Origin of the sequence: Marichromatium sp. AB32, from assembly GCF_003718675.1 — a bacterium.
GTDB lineage: Bacteria > Pseudomonadota > Gammaproteobacteria > Chromatiales > Chromatiaceae > Marichromatium > Marichromatium gracile.
Map to the genome: position 1 here is coordinate 29,542 of NZ_RHFJ01000029.1, position 15,191 is coordinate 44,732.

A 15,191-nucleotide genomic window follows, 5' to 3' on the forward strand; every position below is an offset into this window, starting at 1 on the left:
TGATTTTTTGTTTCGCGGGGGCCGCGAGGAGATGCCGCGACGCTGTCGCGGCGAGCGGGCGGGACTGACAGAAGCTGTCAGCTGACAGCTTCTGTCGGCAGCGTGGCGGGTCAGCCGGCCTGCACGGCGGCCAGCGCGGTCATGTTGAGCAGCCCGCGCACCGTGGTGCTGGGGGTGGCGATGTGGGCGACGTGCGCCGAACCGAGCAGGATCGGACCGAGCGAGGCGCCCTCGTCACGCATCCGCAGCAGGTTGAAGGCGATGTTGGCGGCGTCCTGGTTGGGCATGATCAGCAGGTTGGCCGCACCGGTCAGACGCGAGTTGGGGAAGCGCGCCAGCCGGCCCTCGGGATCGAGGGCGAGGTTGGCGTGCATCTCGCCCTCGACCTCGAGTTCGGGGGCCTGCTCGCGCAGCAGCTGCAGCGCGTTGTGCATCTTCTGCGCCGAGGGCGAGTTGTGGCTGCCGAAGTTCGAGTGCGACAGCAGCGCGACCTTGGGGGTGAGGCCGAAGCGCTCGACCTCGGCCGCGCACAGCCGGGTGATCTCGGCGAGCTGCTCGGCGTCGGGGTCGGCCTGGACATAGGTGTCGGCGATGAACAGCGGCCCCTTCTCCAGCACCACGGCGTTCATCGCGGTGAGGTGGGTGACGCCCGCGGCGGTGCCGATGACCTCCTCGACATGACGCAGGTGACGGGCATAGCGCCCGACCACGCCGCAGATCATGGCGTCGGCGTCACCGCAGCGGACCATGGCCGCGGCCAGCACCGTGGGGTCGTTGCGGATGTACTCGCGGGTCTCGTCGGGGGCATAGCCGCGTCGCTGCACCCGCTCGTAGACCGCCTGCCAGTGGTTCTCGAAGTTCGGGTTCTCGCAGGGCACCACCACCTCGAAGTCCTGCTCGGGACGCATGCTCAGGCCGAGGGCCTCGATGCGCGCGCCGATCACCTCGGGGCGACCGATCAGCAGCGGTCGGGCGATGCCCTCGGCCACCGCCTGCTGCGCGGCCTGCAGCACCCGATCCTCCTCGCCCTCGGCGAAGACCACCCGCTTGGGGGCGATGCGCGCCTGATCGAACACCGGCTTCATGGCGATGCCGGTGCGGTGTGAGCGCGCGTGCAGGTCGCGACGATAGGCCTCGAGATCGGCGATCGGCCGGGTGGCCACGCCGCTCTCCATCGCCGCGCGTGCCACCGCCGGGGCGAGGTGCTCCATCAGCCGCGGGTCGAACGGCTTGGGGATCAGGTACTCGGGGCCGAAGCTCAGCTGATGGCCGCCGTAGGCCGCGCGCACGATGTCGGAGGGTTCGGCCATCGCCAGGTCGGCGATGGCGCGCACGCAGGCGGCCTTCATCGCCTCGTTGATCTCGCTGGCGCCGCAGTCGAGTGCGCCGCGGAAGATGAAGGGGAAGCAGAGGACGTTGTTGACCTGGTTGGGGTAGTCCGAGCGACCGGTGGCGATGATCGCATCCGGACGCGCCTCGCGAGCCAGATCGGGCATGATCTCGGGGACCGGGTTGGCCAGCGCCATGATGATCGGCGACCCGGCCATCTTGCCCAGCCACTCGGGCTTGAGCACGCCGGCGGCCGAGAGCCCGAGGAAGATGTCGGCGCCCTCGATCGCCTCGGCCAGGGTACGCTGCTCGGTGGCCTGGGCGTAACGACCCTTGTAGGGGTCCATCTCCTCGGTGCGGCCCTCGTGGACCACCCCGGCGATGTCGGTGAGGGTGATGTTCTCCTTGGGCAGGCCGAGGGTCACCAGCAGGTCGACACAGGCCAGTGCCGCGGCGCCGGCGCCGGCGGTGACCAGACGCACCTTGCTGATGTCCTTGCCGACCACCCGCAGGCCGTTGAGGATGGCCGCGCAGACCACGATCGCGGTGCCGTGCTGATCGTCGTGGAAGACCGGGATGCCCATGCGCTCCTTGAGCGCCTTCTCGATGATGAAGCAGTCCGGGGCCTTGATGTCTTCGAGGTTGATGCCGCCGAAGGTCGGCTCGAGGCGGGCGACGGTCTCGATGAAGGCCTCGGGATCACGCTCGTCGACCTCGATGTCGAACACGTCGATGTCGGCGAACTGCTTGAACAGCACCGCCTTGCCTTCCATCACCGGCTTGGAGGCCAGACCGCCGATGGCACCGAGCCCGAGCACCGCGGTGCCGTTGCTGATCACCGCTACCAGGTTGCCGCGTGCGGTGACCTCGGAGGCGGCCAGCGCGTCCTTGGTGATCTCGCGACAGGCCGCGGCCACGCCGGGCGAGTAGGCCAGCGCCAGGTCACGCTGGTTGGCCAGCGGCTTGGTGGCCTTGATCTCCAGCTTGCCGGGCTTGGGGTAACGATGGTACTCGAGTGCGCTCTGGTCGAATTCTTCCGACATCGGGGTCTCCGAATGATGGTTTGCGGTCGCGCCGCAGTCTCTCTCGTGGCGGGGTCGATCCCCGCTGCTCATGGCGTGACACAGCGAATGCGCGCGCTCGGCGCGCCGCAGGCCGGTATCGTGGTGGGCTCGAGGGCGGGGGACGCGGCGCCGGACGCATGGATTGGGGTGGCGCGCATCGATCGCGGCGCAGCGGGCGTCTTGCCCGTGCGTACGCCCGATCACGCTTGCTGCGACACACCAGTATACCCGTTAGAGTGGGTGGGCAGCGAGTCGGCATCAGCGCGGTTGGCGGTCGGGGGTGGCTCACGGCTATCATCGTCGGTTGCGATGTGGGGCGCGGCCCCGGGGCGGGGCCGATGGCGACCCTGGCGAATGGACGGGATCCGAGGAGAGACGATGGGCGCGAGACGGGTAGGGAGCGGATGCGGATTCAGCTGATTAGCGTGGGACGTCGCATGCCCGGCTGGGTCGAGCAGGGCTATGCCGAGTACGCCAAGCGCCTGCCCCCGGAGTGTGCCCTGCAGCTCCAGGAGATCGAGCCGGCACGCCGGGTCAAGAACGGCAGCGTGGCGCGCTACAAGGCCGAGGAGGCCGAGCGTATCCTCAAGGCAGTGCCCAAGGGCGCGGCGGTGATCGCGCTCGACGGCGGTGGCCAGTCCTGGAGCACCGAGCGTCTCGCCCAGGCGCTCGAGGGTTGGCTCGCCGACGGTCGCGATCGCGCCCTGCTGGTCGGTGGTCCGGATGGGCTCGATCAGCGCTGTCTGGCCCGCGCCGAGCAGTCCTGGTCGCTCTCGCGCCTTACCTTTCCCCATCCACTGGTCCGGGTGATCCTGGCCGAGCAGCTCTATCGCGCCTGGTCGCTGATGCACGGCCACCCCTACCATCGTGGCGACTGAGATGGACGCCGCCGCGCCGCGCCTCCATCTCGCCTCGCGCTCGCCACGACGCGCCGAGCTGCTCGAGCAGATCGGCGTGCGTTTCACGCGCCTCGATGCCGAGGTCGACGAGACCGTCCGTCCCGGCGAGGCCCCCGGCGACTATGTGCGTCGGGTCACCGGCGACAAGGGTCGGGCCGGCTGGACGCAGGTCGCCGCGCGCGCCGATGCCCTGGTGCTCGCCGCCGACACCGCGGTGGTGGTCGACGCCTGCATCCTCGGCAAGCCGCGCGATCGCGCCGACGCGCTGGAGATGATGGAGCTGCTCTCCGGGCGCGAGCATCGGGTGCTCACCGCGGTGGCCCTGGTCGGCGCCGCCGGCGAGTCGCTGCGTCTCAGCGAGACCCGGGTCCGCTTCCGCCAGGTCGCGCCCGCAGAGGCCGCGCGCTACTGGGCGACCGGCGAGCCTCGCGACAAGGCCGGCGGCTATGCCATCCAGGGGCTCGGCGCGGTGTTCGTCGCCGCGATCGCGGGCAGTTACTCGGGGGTGATGGGGCTGCCGCTGTTCGAGACCGCGACGCTGCTGGCCGAGGCCGGGATCCCGGTGCTCGGCGCGTTGCCCCCCGGTCAGGACTGATTCGTCCACGGGTTCACGCGGTGAACCGATCGCGCCGCCGGTCGCGGCGCGACCGCCGGCTCATGGTTTTCGCGCGCGTGCCGCCAGGCGCGCGCGCCCCCATCTCCATATCCAAATCCATAAGTGAGAACCTCCCGTGAGCGAAGAGATCCTGATCAATGTCACGCCACCCGAGACTCGTGTCGCCGTGGTCGAGAACGGCGTGGTGCAGGAGATCATCATCGAACGCGCCGAACGTTGCGGTCTGGTGGGCAATGTCTACAAGGGCCGGGTCTGTCGGGTGCTGCCGGGGATGCAGGCGGCCTTCGTCGAGATCGGTCTGGAGCGCGCCGCCTTCCTGCACGCGTCCGACATCATCGGTCCCCATGGTGAGCCGCTCAGCGAGCACATCCAGGACCTGGTGGTCGAGGGCGACCCGATCGTCGTCCAGGTGGTCAAGGACCCGCTCGGCACCAAGGGTGCGCGGCTGACCACCAACATCTCGGTCGCCTCGCGCTATCTGGTGTGCATGCCCGCCCTCGGCGGCATCGGCGTGTCGCAGAAGATCGACGACGAGGACGAGCGGCGGCGCCTGCGCGATATCCTCCAGGCCTTCGTCGACGATCACGACGGGCAGGGCGGGTTCATCGCCCGCACCGCCGCCGAAGGCGTCGACGAGCACCTGCTGGTGCGCGACATGGGCTTCCTCGATCGGCTCTGGCGCGGGGTCAAGGAGCGCTGCGCCAACGCCTCCGGCGACGGCCTGATCCACGAGGACCTGCCGTTGGCGCTGCGCGCGCTGCGCGATCTGGTCACCCCGGACGTCGAGCGCGTGCGCATCGATTCGCGCGCCATGGTCGACAAGGCGATCCCCTTCGCCGCCAAGTACATCCCCGAGATCAAGGATCGTATCGACCTCTACCAGGGCGAGCGTCCGCTGTTCGATCTCTACGGGGTCGAGGACGAGATCCGCAAGGCGCTGCATCGCAAGGTCAGCCTCAAGTCCGGCGGTCACCTGGTGATCGATCAGACCGAGGCGATGACCACCATCGACGTCAACACCGGCGCCTTCGTCGGTCATCGCAACCTCGAGGAGACCATCTTCAAGACCAATCTCGAGGCGGCGCAGGCGATCTGTCGGCAGTTGCGCCTGCGCAACCTCGGCGGCATCATCATCATCGACTTCATCGACATGACCGAGGATGAGCACAAGCGCCAAGTGCTGCGTGCCCTCGAGAAGTGTCTGGCACGCGATCACGCCAAGACCCATATCACCGAGGTCTCCTCGCTCGGTCTGGTGGAGATGACCCGCAAGCGTACCCGCGAGTCGCTCGAGCACGTGCTCTGCGAGCCCTGTCCCTGCTGTGGCGGTCGCGGCTCGATCAAGACCGCCGAGACCACCTGCTACGAGATCTTCCGCGAGATCATGCGCGAGTCGCGTCAGTTCGACGTCGAGAGCCTGCTGGTGCTCGCCTCCCAGGAGGTGGTCGACCGGCTGCTCGACGAGGAGTCGGCACACCTGGCCGAACTCGAGGAGTTCATCGGTCGACCGATCCGGCTCCAGGCCGAGGCGCTCTATACTCAGGAACAATATGACGTGGTGCTGATCTGACCGAACGCCCCGGGGCGTTCGACCGGGTCTCGCGGACCGGTCCCCGGTCGCGGCGCTCCGCCACCCGTTCACGCCAGCCGCGAAGCACTGCCCATGTCCTCGATCCGTCGTCTCTACGCGCCCCTGTCCAGGTCCATGCTCGTCGTGCTGGTGGTGTGCGCACTCGCGCTCACCGGCGTTCGCGTCGGGCTTTCGCTGATCGATCACTATCGCCAGCCGTTGCTGCGCTCGGTCGCTGCCGCGCTCGGCGTCGAGCTGGAGGCCGAGCGGCTGCGTGCCGGACTGGTCGGGCTGCGTCCCTATCTGGCGCTCGATGGCCTGGTGCTGCGCACCCCGGGTGCAGCGGCGCCGCTGCGACTCGACACCCTGGCGATCGAGCTCGCGCCACTCGCTTCGCTGCGCGCCGGCGCCCCCCGGCTCGCCGGACTGGGGCTCGCCGGTGGCCAGTTGAGCTTGGTGCGCGATGGCGCCGGGCGGCTGTCCCTGCCCGCACTCGACGGACTCGGCGGCGGCGACCCCGAGGGGCTGGTGCGATTGCTCGAGCGAGGACGGGTGACGCTCACCGACATCGATCTCGACTATCACGATCCGCAGCTGTCCGCTCCGCTGCGTCTCGACGGGCTGACGCTGACCCTGGACAACGGCTGGCATGGTCGCCGGGTGGCGCTCGCCGCCGCCGTGCCGGCGCTCGCCGGGCGCATCGAGGCACGCGCCCGGTTGCACGGACCACTGCGCGAACCGGCGCGCTGGTGGGGGCACGTCGCGGCGCGGGTGGCGGCCTCGCGGCTGGAGGCGCTGCCGACGCAATGGGCGGGGCAGGCGCTGCCCCGGGTCGCCGGCGGCGAGGTCGAGCTGTGGGCCGAGCTGGTGCCCGGCCGGCTGGCCGGCGCCAGTCTGGCGCTGGCCCTCGACGGGCTGGCCAGCGCCGCGGGCGAGCCGGTGTTGCGTCGGGTGCGGACGCTGGCGCAGCTGCGTCCGGATCGCCACGGCTGGCGGCTACGGTTGGCCGACCTCGATCTTGTCGGGGCCGCGGGCGGCGCGGTGGCGATCGGCGACCTCGCGCTCGATCTCGACCCCAGAGGGCGCGCGCGCGCGCTCGTCGCCGAATCCCGTACCCTCGATCTCGCCGCGCTCGGCACCCTGCTGCGTGCCAGTCCGCGCCCCTTGCCGGACGCGCTCGCCGGGCTCCTGGCCAGCGCCCCGCGTGGCCGGCTCGATGCCTGCGCCCTGGAGGTGGCGCTGCCGGTCGATGCGCCGCCGCGCTGGCGTCTCGACGCCCGGCTCGTCGGGATCGGTCTCGATCGTCACGGACACTGGCCCGGTCTCAGCGGGCTCGACGGGACGCTCAGCGTCGACCAGGACGGCGGGCGGCTGGCGCTTGCGCCGCGTCGTTTCGCGCTCGATCTGGCGCCGCTGTTCGATCGGCCGCTGGCGTTCTCCCGACTCGACGGCACGCTGCGCTGGCGTCATGCCGATGACGGCTGGCAGCTGGCGGCCGAGTCGCTCGAACTGGCCACCGCCGATCTCGCCGGTGACGCGCGCTTCAGCCTCCACCTGCCCGGCGCCGGCGCCAGCCCGCTGCTCGATCTGCGCGCGCGTTTCCACGACGGCGACGCCGCCCAGACCCGCAGCTATCTCCCGGTCGGACAGATGCACCCGCGTCTGGTCGCCTGGCTGGAGCGCGCCATCGTCGCCGGTCGGGTGCCCGAGGCCGAGGTGCTGTTTCGCGGCCCGCTGGCCGCCTACCCCTTCCGTGCTCAGGAGGGGCGCTTCGAGTTGCGTCTCGACTATGCCGACACCCGGCTCGACTATCTCCCCGGCTATCCCCCGTTGGAGGGGGCCAGCGGCGAGCTGCGCTTTCTCAACCAGGGCATGAGCGTGCGTCTCGACCGGGCGCGCGTCCTCGACAGCGACGTCAGCGCCGGCTGGGCGCGGCTCCCCGATCTGCGCGACAGCCGGGTGCTGGAGATCCATGCCGAGGCCGATGGCCCCTTCGCCGACGGCGTGCGGGTGTTGCGCGAGAGCCCGTTGCGCACGCGCCTCGGCGCCCTGGCCGCGCGGCTCGAGGCGAGCGGTGACTCGCACCTGGCGCTCGATATCGGCTTGCCGCTCAAGCGCGAGCAGCCGCTGGCGCTCAGCGGGCGCCTGACCTGGCCCGAGGACGATGCCGCGCTGCGCCTGATCGAGACCCCGCTGCGACTGGCCGATCTCGATGGCGCACTCTCCTTCGACACCCAGGGGGTCGCGACCGAGTCGATGACCGCCCGACTCTGGGGGCGGCCGCTGCAACTGGCGCTGCGCACCGAGCCCGAGCGGGTGGTGCTCGATGCCGCCTCGCGCACCCCGGTCGAGACCCTGGCCGCGCAGTTGCCCGCGCCGCTGTGGTCGAGCCTCGACGGCGAACTCGACTGGCGCCTGACGCTGGGGCTGGCCCACGCCGAGCTGGGCGCCTCCGCCCCCCGGCTCGACTGGCGGTTGGAGAGCGGCCTCGAGGGGCTGGCGCTGGCGCTGCCGGCGCCGCTCGGCAAGCGCGCCGAGGGTCGGCGGCGGCTCGACCTCGCCGGCACCCTGGTGCCCGACCAGCGCCTCGCCGTCGCCGGTCGGGTCGGCTCGCTCGGCGTCAATCTCGCCCTGGGGCTGGCGCCGGCGCGGCTCGAGCGCGCCCATCTGCGTCTCGACGGCGCCGCGCCCCGGCCGGGGCGCGACGGGCTGTTCATCGACGGCCGGGTGAAGCGGCTCGATCTCGATGCCTGGTCGACCTGGGCGCGTCGGCGCCCGGGTGGCGGCGCGGGTGCCACGCCGCTCGTCGGGGTCGAGGTCGCCGCCGAGGAGGCGCGTCTCGGCGCGTTGCGGCTGCATCGTGCCACGCTTGCGCTGGCGCCCGAGGCGCGCGGCTGGCGCCTGGGATTCGACAGCCGCGAGCTGGCCGGGCAGGTGGTGCTGCCCACTGCGCCGGGCGCGCCCGACGCGCCGCTGCGGCTCGATCTCGATCGGCTCGAACTCGACGCCCTGCTCGCCAGCGGTGGTGGCGCCGGGAGCGCGGCGCGCGCGCCGGGCGACTGGCCGGCGCTCGATCTCGCCGTCAGCGATCTGCGCTGGGGCGGTGAGGGGCTCGGTCGGCTGGCCCTGGAGCTGCGGCCGAGCGCCGCCGGCATCGGCATCCCCCGGCTGCGTCTGAGCGATGGCGAGCGGCTCGCGCTGAGCGGCTCGGCGAACTGGCGCGACGGCCCCGGCGGCGGTCACAGCCGGGTCACCCTGGCGCTGGAGTCGGGCGATCTCGGTGAGTTGTTGCGCCGGCTCGGCTATCGCAGCGTGCTCGAGGGCGCACCGGTCGACGCCCATGCCGAACTCGACTGGCCGGGCGCGCCCGGTGACTACGCGCTGGCGCGTACCCACGGCTGGATCGACGTCGACATCGGCGCCGGGCGCCTGCTCGAACTCGAGCCCGGGGTGGGACGCGTGCTCGGCTTCCTCAACCTGGGCGCGATCAGCCGCCGTCTGGCGCTCGACTTCAGCGATCTCTATGCCCAGGGCTTCGCCTTCGAGCGGATGCAGGGACGACTGCTGCTCGCCGATGGTCAGGCCGGCAGCGATCGCTTCGAGGTGGTCGGTCCCTCGAGCCGGCTGATCATCGGCGGGCTGACCGATCTGGTCGAGCGGCGCTTCGATCAGACCGTGGTGCTCGAGCCCAAGCTCGGCTCCAGCGTCGCCCTGGCCAGCGCCGTGGCCGGCGGTCCCGTGGTCGGCGCCGCGGTCTATCTGGTCGACCGGGTGGCGGGGAACGCCATCGACCGATTGGGGCGCTATCAGTACCGGGTCAGCGGTCCCTGGGGCGAGCCGCGGGTGACGCCGCTGGGCTGGGATCCGCAGCTGGTGCAGTCCGTCGCCGAGGACGAGACGCCGAGTCGCGACGAGCCGGTGAACCTGTTTCTCGAGTGAGCGCGCGGTCGGCGGTTTCGGCTCGACCGGGGGGATGGTATCTTTCCGATAGGTACGCAGTCGCCGCCATCGGCGGGTGGCTGCTCGGACGCAAAGGCGGAGATCGGCGAGGTCGCGGGCCGACCGGACCGGCGAGGCGGTGCAGACGATGAATGCGAAACCCAAGGTCGGGGCGGTGCAGATGGCGACCGGCCCCAACGTGAGCGCGAACCTGTTCGAGGCCGAGCGGTTGATCAAGGAGGCGGCCGAGGGCGGCGCGCAGCTGGTGGTGTTGCCCGAGAACTTCGCCTTCATGGGCAAGCGCGACCAGGACCAACTCACCCTCCGCGAGGAGGACGGCGAGGGGCCGCTGCAGGCCTTCCTCGCGCGGGTGGCCAAGCAGTACGGCGTGTGGCTGGTCGGTGGCACCATCCCGATGGTGGCCGAGGACTCGTCCAAGGTTCGCGCTGCGTGCATGGTCTATGACGACCAGGGCCAGCGGGTGGCGCGTTACGACAAGATCCATCTGTTCGATGTCAGTCTGCCCGAGGTCGACGAGCGCTATCACGAGTCGGCCGCGATCGAGGCCGGTGACGAGGTGGTGGTGATCGACAGCCCGCTGGGACGGCTCGGCGTGGCGGTGTGCTACGATCTGCGCTTCCCGGAGATGTTCCGCAAGATGCTCGATCGCGGGGTGGAGATCCTGGTGGTGCCCTCGGCCTTCACCGCGATCACCGGCAAGGCGCACTGGGAGACCCTGGTGCGCGCGCGCGCCATCGAGAACCTGGTCTATGTGGTCGCCGCCGCCCAGGGTGGTTTCCACATCAATGGGCGCGAGACCCATGGTCATACCATGATCGTCGACCCCTGGGGCTCGGTGCTGGCGCAGGTGCCGCGCGGGGCCGGCAGCATCTGCTGCCCGGTCGACGAGGAGTTCCTCGAGTCGGTGCGTCGCAATTTCCCGACCATCGAGCACCGCCGTTTGAAATGTCACGGCTGAAGCCTCAGCTAGATCGCAAAGGGTCCCGCCGCCGGCGGACCCGCTCCGGGGGGGGCATCCCCCCCGGGTCCCAGCAGTCCCTGCTCGTGCCGAGGGGGGCGGGGACCGGTTGCACGGCACTGCGCTGAAGCTGCCTCGTCCCACGTCCATTTCGGGCCCGCCAGTTCACCCCTCGGCCGGTCACGGTCGGGGAGATGCTCCCCAGGAGTCCTCTAGATCCGATGAACGATTCACTAGCGCTCGCGCGCGACAGCATCCTCGCGCCGGTCGGTCTCTCCGACGGTGATCTCGACCGTCTGCTCGGGCTGCTCGCCGGTGCCTCGGTCGACGCCGCCGACATCTATTTCCAGTCCAGCCGCCTGCAGTCCTGGGTGATCGAGGACGGTCTCATCAAGGACGGTAACTTCAACATCGAGCAGGGCGCCGGGCTGCGGGTGATCTGCGGCGAGAAGACCGGGTTCGCCTACTCCGACGAGTTGCAGTTCCCGGCCCTGGCGCAGGCCGCCGAGGCGGCGCGGACGATCGCCCGCGGCGGTCGGGGGCACAGCGTCGCGGTCGGAGCCAAGGCGCCGGCCGCTGCCCTGTACCCGCCGATCAACCCCATCGACAGTCTCGAGAACGCCGACAAGATCGCGCTGCTGCGTCGCGTCGACGCCGAGGCGCGCGCCGCCGACCCACGGGTGCGCGAGGTGACCGCCAGCCTGGTGGCGGCGCACGATGTGGTGCTGGTGCTTGCCGATGACGGTTCGCTGGCTGCCGACGTGCGCCCGCTGGTGCGGATGAACGTGAGCGTGATCGTCGAGGCCGACGGGCGTCGCGAGCAGGGCTCGAGCGGCGGCGGTGCGCGCACCGATCTCGGCTTCTTCCTCGCCGAGGAGCGGGCGCTCGGCTTCGCCCGCGAGGCGGTGCGTCTCGCCCTCACCAGCCTCGAGGCCGAGGAGGCCCCGGCCGGCACCATGCCGGTGGTGCTCGGTCCCGGCTGGCCCGGGGTGTTGTTGCACGAGGCCGTCGGTCACGGGCTCGAGGGCGACTTCAACCGCAAGGGCACCTCAGCCTTCGCCGGGCGGCTCGGCGAGCGGGTGGCTGCGCCCGGGGTGACGGTGGTCGACAACGGCACCCTGCCGGGACGGCGCGGCTCGTTGGCGATCGACGACGAGGGCACCCCGACCCAGGAGACGGTGCTGATCGAGGACGGCATCCTGCGCGGCTACATGCAGGACAAGCTCAATGCCCGGTTGATGGGCGTGGCGCCCACCGGTAACGGGCGGCGCGAGTCCTACGCCCATCTGCCGATGCCGCGCATGACCAACACCTATATGCTTGCCGGGGATCGTGATCCGGGCGAGATCATCGCCTCGGTCGACAAGGGGCTCTATGCCGCCAACTTCGGCGGCGGCCAGGTCGACATCACCTCGGGCAAGTTCGTGTTCAGCGCCAGCGAGGCCTATCTGATCGAGAACGGTCGGATCGGTCGGCCGGTCAAGGGCGCAACCCTGATCGGCAACGGCCCCGAGGTGATGACCCGGGTGAGCATGATCGGCAACGACCTCAAGCTCGACGAGGGTGTCGGGACCTGTGGCAAGGACGGACAGAGCGTGCCGGTCGGGGTCGGGCAGCCGACCCTGCGCATCGATGCGCTCACCGTCGGCGGCACCAGCGCCTGAGTCCGTCGCGACCCGGTCTTGATCCTGGGTCGCGACGCGTGTCGAATTCAATCCAGTCTGAAGGAAACCGCATGTCCATCAGTGCCACAGAGGATACCGCCGAGCGTCTGGCGCGGCTGCAGGAGAGCGTCGAGGAGCTGCTGCGCGAGGCCGAGCGCCAGGGCGCGAGTGCGGCCGAGGCCTCGGTCGGCAGCAGCACCGGACTCGAGGTCGCGGTGCGGCTGGGCGAGGTCGAGACGGTCGAGCACATCCGCGACAACGGGCTCGGCGTCACCGTCTATTTCGGTCACCGCCGCGGCTCGGCCAGCACCACCGACCTGTCGCCGGCGGCGGTGCGCGACGCGGTGCGCGCCGCCTGCGCCATCGCCGAGTACACCCAGGAGGACAGCTGCGCCCATCTTGCCGCGCCCGAGCTGATGGCGCGCGAGGTGCCCGACCTCGATCTCTGTCACCCCTGGCCGATCGGGGTCGACGCCGCCGTGGCCCTCGCCGTCGAGTGCGAGGAGGCCGCGCGCGGTCATGACCCACGCATCGTCAACTCCGAGGGGGCGAGCCTCTCGACCCATTTCGGACTGCGTGTCTATGGCAACAGTCACGGCTTCATCGGGGGCTATCCGAGCACCCGACACGGGCTCAACTGCGCGGTGATCGCCCAGGAGGGCGAGTCGATGCAGCGCGACTACTGGTGGAGTTCGGCGCGTGCCCCCGAGGATCTCGATGCCGCCGCGCGCATCGGCGCGCGCGCCGCCGCACGCACCGTGGCCCGGCTCAACGGGCGTCGTCTGGGCACGCGCAAGGTGCCGGTGCTGTTCCGAGCCGAGGTCGCCACCGGGCTGTTGCGCGGGCTGATCGGGGCGATCAGCGGCGGCAGCCTCTATCGGCGCGCGAGCTTCCTGCTCGACAGCCTCGATGAGCAGATCTTCCCCGAGTTCGTGCGCATCCACGAGCAGCCGCTGCTGCCGCGGGGGCTGGCCAGCGCACCCTTCGACGGCGACGGGGTGGCGACCCGGGCCAAGGACCTGGTGCGCGACGGGGTGCTGCAGACCTATGTGCTCGATACCTATTCCGGCTGTCGGTTGGGGATGCCGAGCACCGCGAATGCCGGCGGGGTGCGTAACCTCACCATCGACTCGGGACCGCTCGATCGCGCTGCGCTGTTGCGCGAGATGGGCACCGGGCTGATGGTCACCGAGCTGATGGGGCACGGGCTCAACATGGTCACTGGCGACTATTCGCGCGGTGCCGCCGGGTTCTGGGTGGAGAACGGCGAGATCCAGTATCCGGTCGAGGAGGTGACCATCGCCGGCAACCTGCGCGAGATGTTCGCCAACCTGGTGGCCGTCGGTGATGACTGCGACTTCCCCGGCAGCACCCGCACCGGCTCCTGGCTGATCGAGCGGATGACGGTCGCCGGCGAATGACCGCCGCCGCGGCGCAACCGCTGGAGCAGGCCTTGGCGGCGATCGCGGCGGCGCCGGGCTCGGCCTCGGCGCTCACCCTCTATGCCCTGGTGTGCACCCTCGAGCAGCCGCGCTCGGGCTCTCTGTTCCGGCTCGACAAGCTCGCCGACCTGGAGCCGGCGCATCGGTCGATCGCCTATGGTTTGATGGAGACGCTGGCGACGGGCGGCGTCGCCACCTCGGAGTGGCGCCAGCTGCGTGCGCAGATCGAGGCCGTGGTACGCGGTTGATGTGCCGCTCGTCGTCTCGGCGTTGCAACCACGGCATGATGGCGGGAAATCTGCGTGTGTCGATGACTTGATCCCTCGCGATGGGGCTCGATGTTCCCGGGAGGGGCGCGTTGGCGCACGTATCACGGACGGAGGGGGCCGAAGCGATTCGGGATCAGACGATGCCAGTGGAAACCATCGGAGTGATCGGCGGCGGGATCGGTGGACTCGGTGCCGCCTGGATGCTGGATGCGCGCTATCGGGTGATCCTGCTCGAGCGCAACGACTATGTCGGCGGTCATACCCATACCCTGGAGGTCGAGGGGGTCGCCGGGCGCTTCCCGGTCGATACCGGGTTCATGGTGTTCAACCGCCGCAACTATCCGCTGCTGTGTGCGATGTTCGAGCAGCTCGGGGTCGAGAGCTATCCCACCAGCATGTCCTTCGCCGCCAGTCTCGATGATGGCGCGATCGAGTATGCAGGCTCCGGCCTCAACTCCCTGTTCGGCCAGCGCGCCAATCTGGTGCGTCCGGGATTCTGGCGGATGCTCGGCGAGATCCTGCGTTTCAACACCGCCGCCAAGGCCTTCATCAACTCCAATCCCGGCACCACCCTGACCCTGGGTGGGTTTCTCGAGCGCGGGCGTTACTCGCGGCGTTTCGCCGAGGACTATCTGCTGCCGATGGCCGCCGCGATCTGGTCCTGTCCGACCGCCGACATGCTCGACTTCCCCTTCCTCGCCTTCGCCCGCTTCTTCTCCAACCATGGATTGCTCGATCTGATCGACCGGCCCGAGTGGGAGACGGTGCGCGACGGCAGTCGCGCCTATGTCGCCCGTATCCTCGAACGGATGCGCGGCGAGGTGCGCACCTCGACCCCGGTGCGCCGAGTGCGGCGGGTCGAGGGCGGGGTCGAGGTCGAGACCGCCGGCGGGGAGCGGCTCGGCTTCGATGCGGTGGTGTTCGGCTGTCACGCCGATCAGGCGCTGTCGCTGATCGAGTCGCCGAGCGCGCGCGAGCGCGAACTGCTCGGCAGCTTCCGCTATCAGGCCAACAAGGTCTATCTGCATACCGATCGGACGCTGATGCCACGCCGCCGCCGGGTGTGGTCGTCGTGGAACTATCTGCGTCATCGCGGCGATCCGGCCAGCCTGCCGGTGACCATCACCTATTGGATGAACAGCCTGCAGGCACTGCCGCCCGAGCGCGATGTCTTCGTCAGCCTCAACCCGCATCGGGCGCCGGCCCGGCAACATGTGCTCGCCGAACTCGACTACGATCACCCGCTGTTCGATGCCCGGGCGATGGAGGCGCAGCAGCGCATCGGCGAGATCCAGGGCCGCGACCGGTTGTGGTTCAGCGGCGCCTATCTCGGCTACGGTTTCCATGAGGACGGACTGCGCGCGGCGCTGGAGGTGGCCGAGGCGCTCGGCGCGCCCCCGTCCTGGGCGCCCGCGCGCAC

The 15,191-nt window shown here is 70.5% G+C and carries 10 protein-coding genes; 9 read left to right on the plus strand and 1 reads right to left on the minus strand.

The genetic code is table 11. The features are described from left to right. Positions 1-110: 110 nt before the first annotated feature. Complete coding sequence (locus EBL85_RS10350) at positions 111-2,372, minus strand: NADP-dependent malic enzyme (protein ID WP_123140149.1); 2,262 nt, start codon at positions 2,370-2,372, stop codon at positions 111-113. 425 nt (positions 2,373-2,797) lie between these two features. On the opposite strand from EBL85_RS10350, the gene rlmH reads away from it, so the two are divergent. The 9 genes from rlmH to EBL85_RS10395 form a co-directional block, all read left to right on the plus strand. Further along, entirely contained in the window at positions 2,798-3,271 is a 474-nt protein-coding gene (rlmH, locus tag EBL85_RS10355; RefSeq protein ID WP_123140150.1) for a 23S rRNA (pseudouridine(1915)-N(3))-methyltransferase RlmH, read from the plus strand. A 1-nt stretch (position 3,272) separates the two neighbouring features. After that, on the plus strand, positions 3,273-3,887 hold the full coding sequence (locus tag EBL85_RS10360) for a nucleoside triphosphate pyrophosphatase (RefSeq protein ID WP_123142868.1): 615 nt from the start codon (positions 3,273-3,275) through the stop codon (positions 3,885-3,887). 136 nt (positions 3,888-4,023) lie between these two features. Then, positions 4,024-5,478: a ribonuclease G gene (gene rng, locus EBL85_RS10365; RefSeq protein WP_123140152.1), complete on the plus strand. Its 1,455-nt coding sequence runs from the start codon at positions 4,024-4,026 to the stop codon at positions 5,476-5,478. Between the two features lie 93 nt (positions 5,479-5,571). After that, the gene (locus EBL85_RS10370; protein WP_123142869.1) at positions 5,572-9,417 is read left to right on the plus strand and encodes a YhdP family protein; all 3,846 of its coding nucleotides are present in this window, start codon (positions 5,572-5,574) and stop codon (positions 9,415-9,417) included. A 148-nt stretch (positions 9,418-9,565) separates the two neighbouring features. Further along, the gene (locus EBL85_RS10375; protein ID WP_062275306.1) at positions 9,566-10,396 is read left to right on the plus strand and encodes a carbon-nitrogen hydrolase family protein; all 831 of its coding nucleotides are present in this window, start codon (positions 9,566-9,568) and stop codon (positions 10,394-10,396) included. 221 nt (positions 10,397-10,617) lie between these two features. Beyond that, on the plus strand, positions 10,618-12,060 hold the full coding sequence (gene tldD / locus EBL85_RS10380) for a metalloprotease TldD (RefSeq protein WP_123142870.1): 1,443 nt from the start codon (positions 10,618-10,620) through the stop codon (positions 12,058-12,060). A 71-nt stretch (positions 12,061-12,131) separates the two neighbouring features. After that, positions 12,132-13,481, plus strand: a complete 1,350-nt coding sequence (gene pmbA / locus EBL85_RS10385; RefSeq protein WP_123142871.1) for a metalloprotease PmbA — start codon at positions 12,132-12,134, stop codon at positions 13,479-13,481. Further along, positions 13,478-13,750, plus strand: coding sequence for a hypothetical protein (locus EBL85_RS10390; protein WP_123142872.1), 273 nt, complete (start codon positions 13,478-13,480; stop codon positions 13,748-13,750). The genes pmbA and EBL85_RS10390 overlap by 4 nt, the downstream gene beginning before the upstream one ends. Positions 13,751-13,911: 161 nt before the next feature. Next, on the plus strand, positions 13,912-15,191 hold a 1,280-nt coding region (locus tag EBL85_RS10395), incomplete at its 3' end, for an NAD(P)/FAD-dependent oxidoreductase (protein WP_123142873.1).

Coding starts and splice junctions, on each gene's coding strand:
- EBL85_RS10350 (WP_123140149.1), bottom strand. CDS start 2,372: ATGTCGGAAGAATTCGACCAGAGCGCACTCGAGTACCATCGTTACCCC.
- rlmH (WP_123140150.1), top strand. CDS start 2,798: ATGCGGATTCAGCTGATTAGCGTGGGACGTCGCATGCCCGGCTGGGTC.
- EBL85_RS10360 (WP_123142868.1), top strand. CDS start 3,273: ATGGACGCCGCCGCGCCGCGCCTCCATCTCGCCTCGCGCTCGCCACGA.
- EBL85_RS10370 (WP_123142869.1), top strand. CDS start 5,572: ATGTCCTCGATCCGTCGTCTCTACGCGCCCCTGTCCAGGTCCATGCTC.
- EBL85_RS10375 (WP_062275306.1), top strand. CDS start 9,566: ATGAATGCGAAACCCAAGGTCGGGGCGGTGCAGATGGCGACCGGCCCC.
- tldD (WP_123142870.1), top strand. CDS start 10,618: ATGAACGATTCACTAGCGCTCGCGCGCGACAGCATCCTCGCGCCGGTC.
- pmbA (WP_123142871.1), top strand. CDS start 12,132: ATGTCCATCAGTGCCACAGAGGATACCGCCGAGCGTCTGGCGCGGCTG.
- EBL85_RS10390 (WP_123142872.1), top strand. CDS start 13,478: ATGACCGCCGCCGCGGCGCAACCGCTGGAGCAGGCCTTGGCGGCGATC.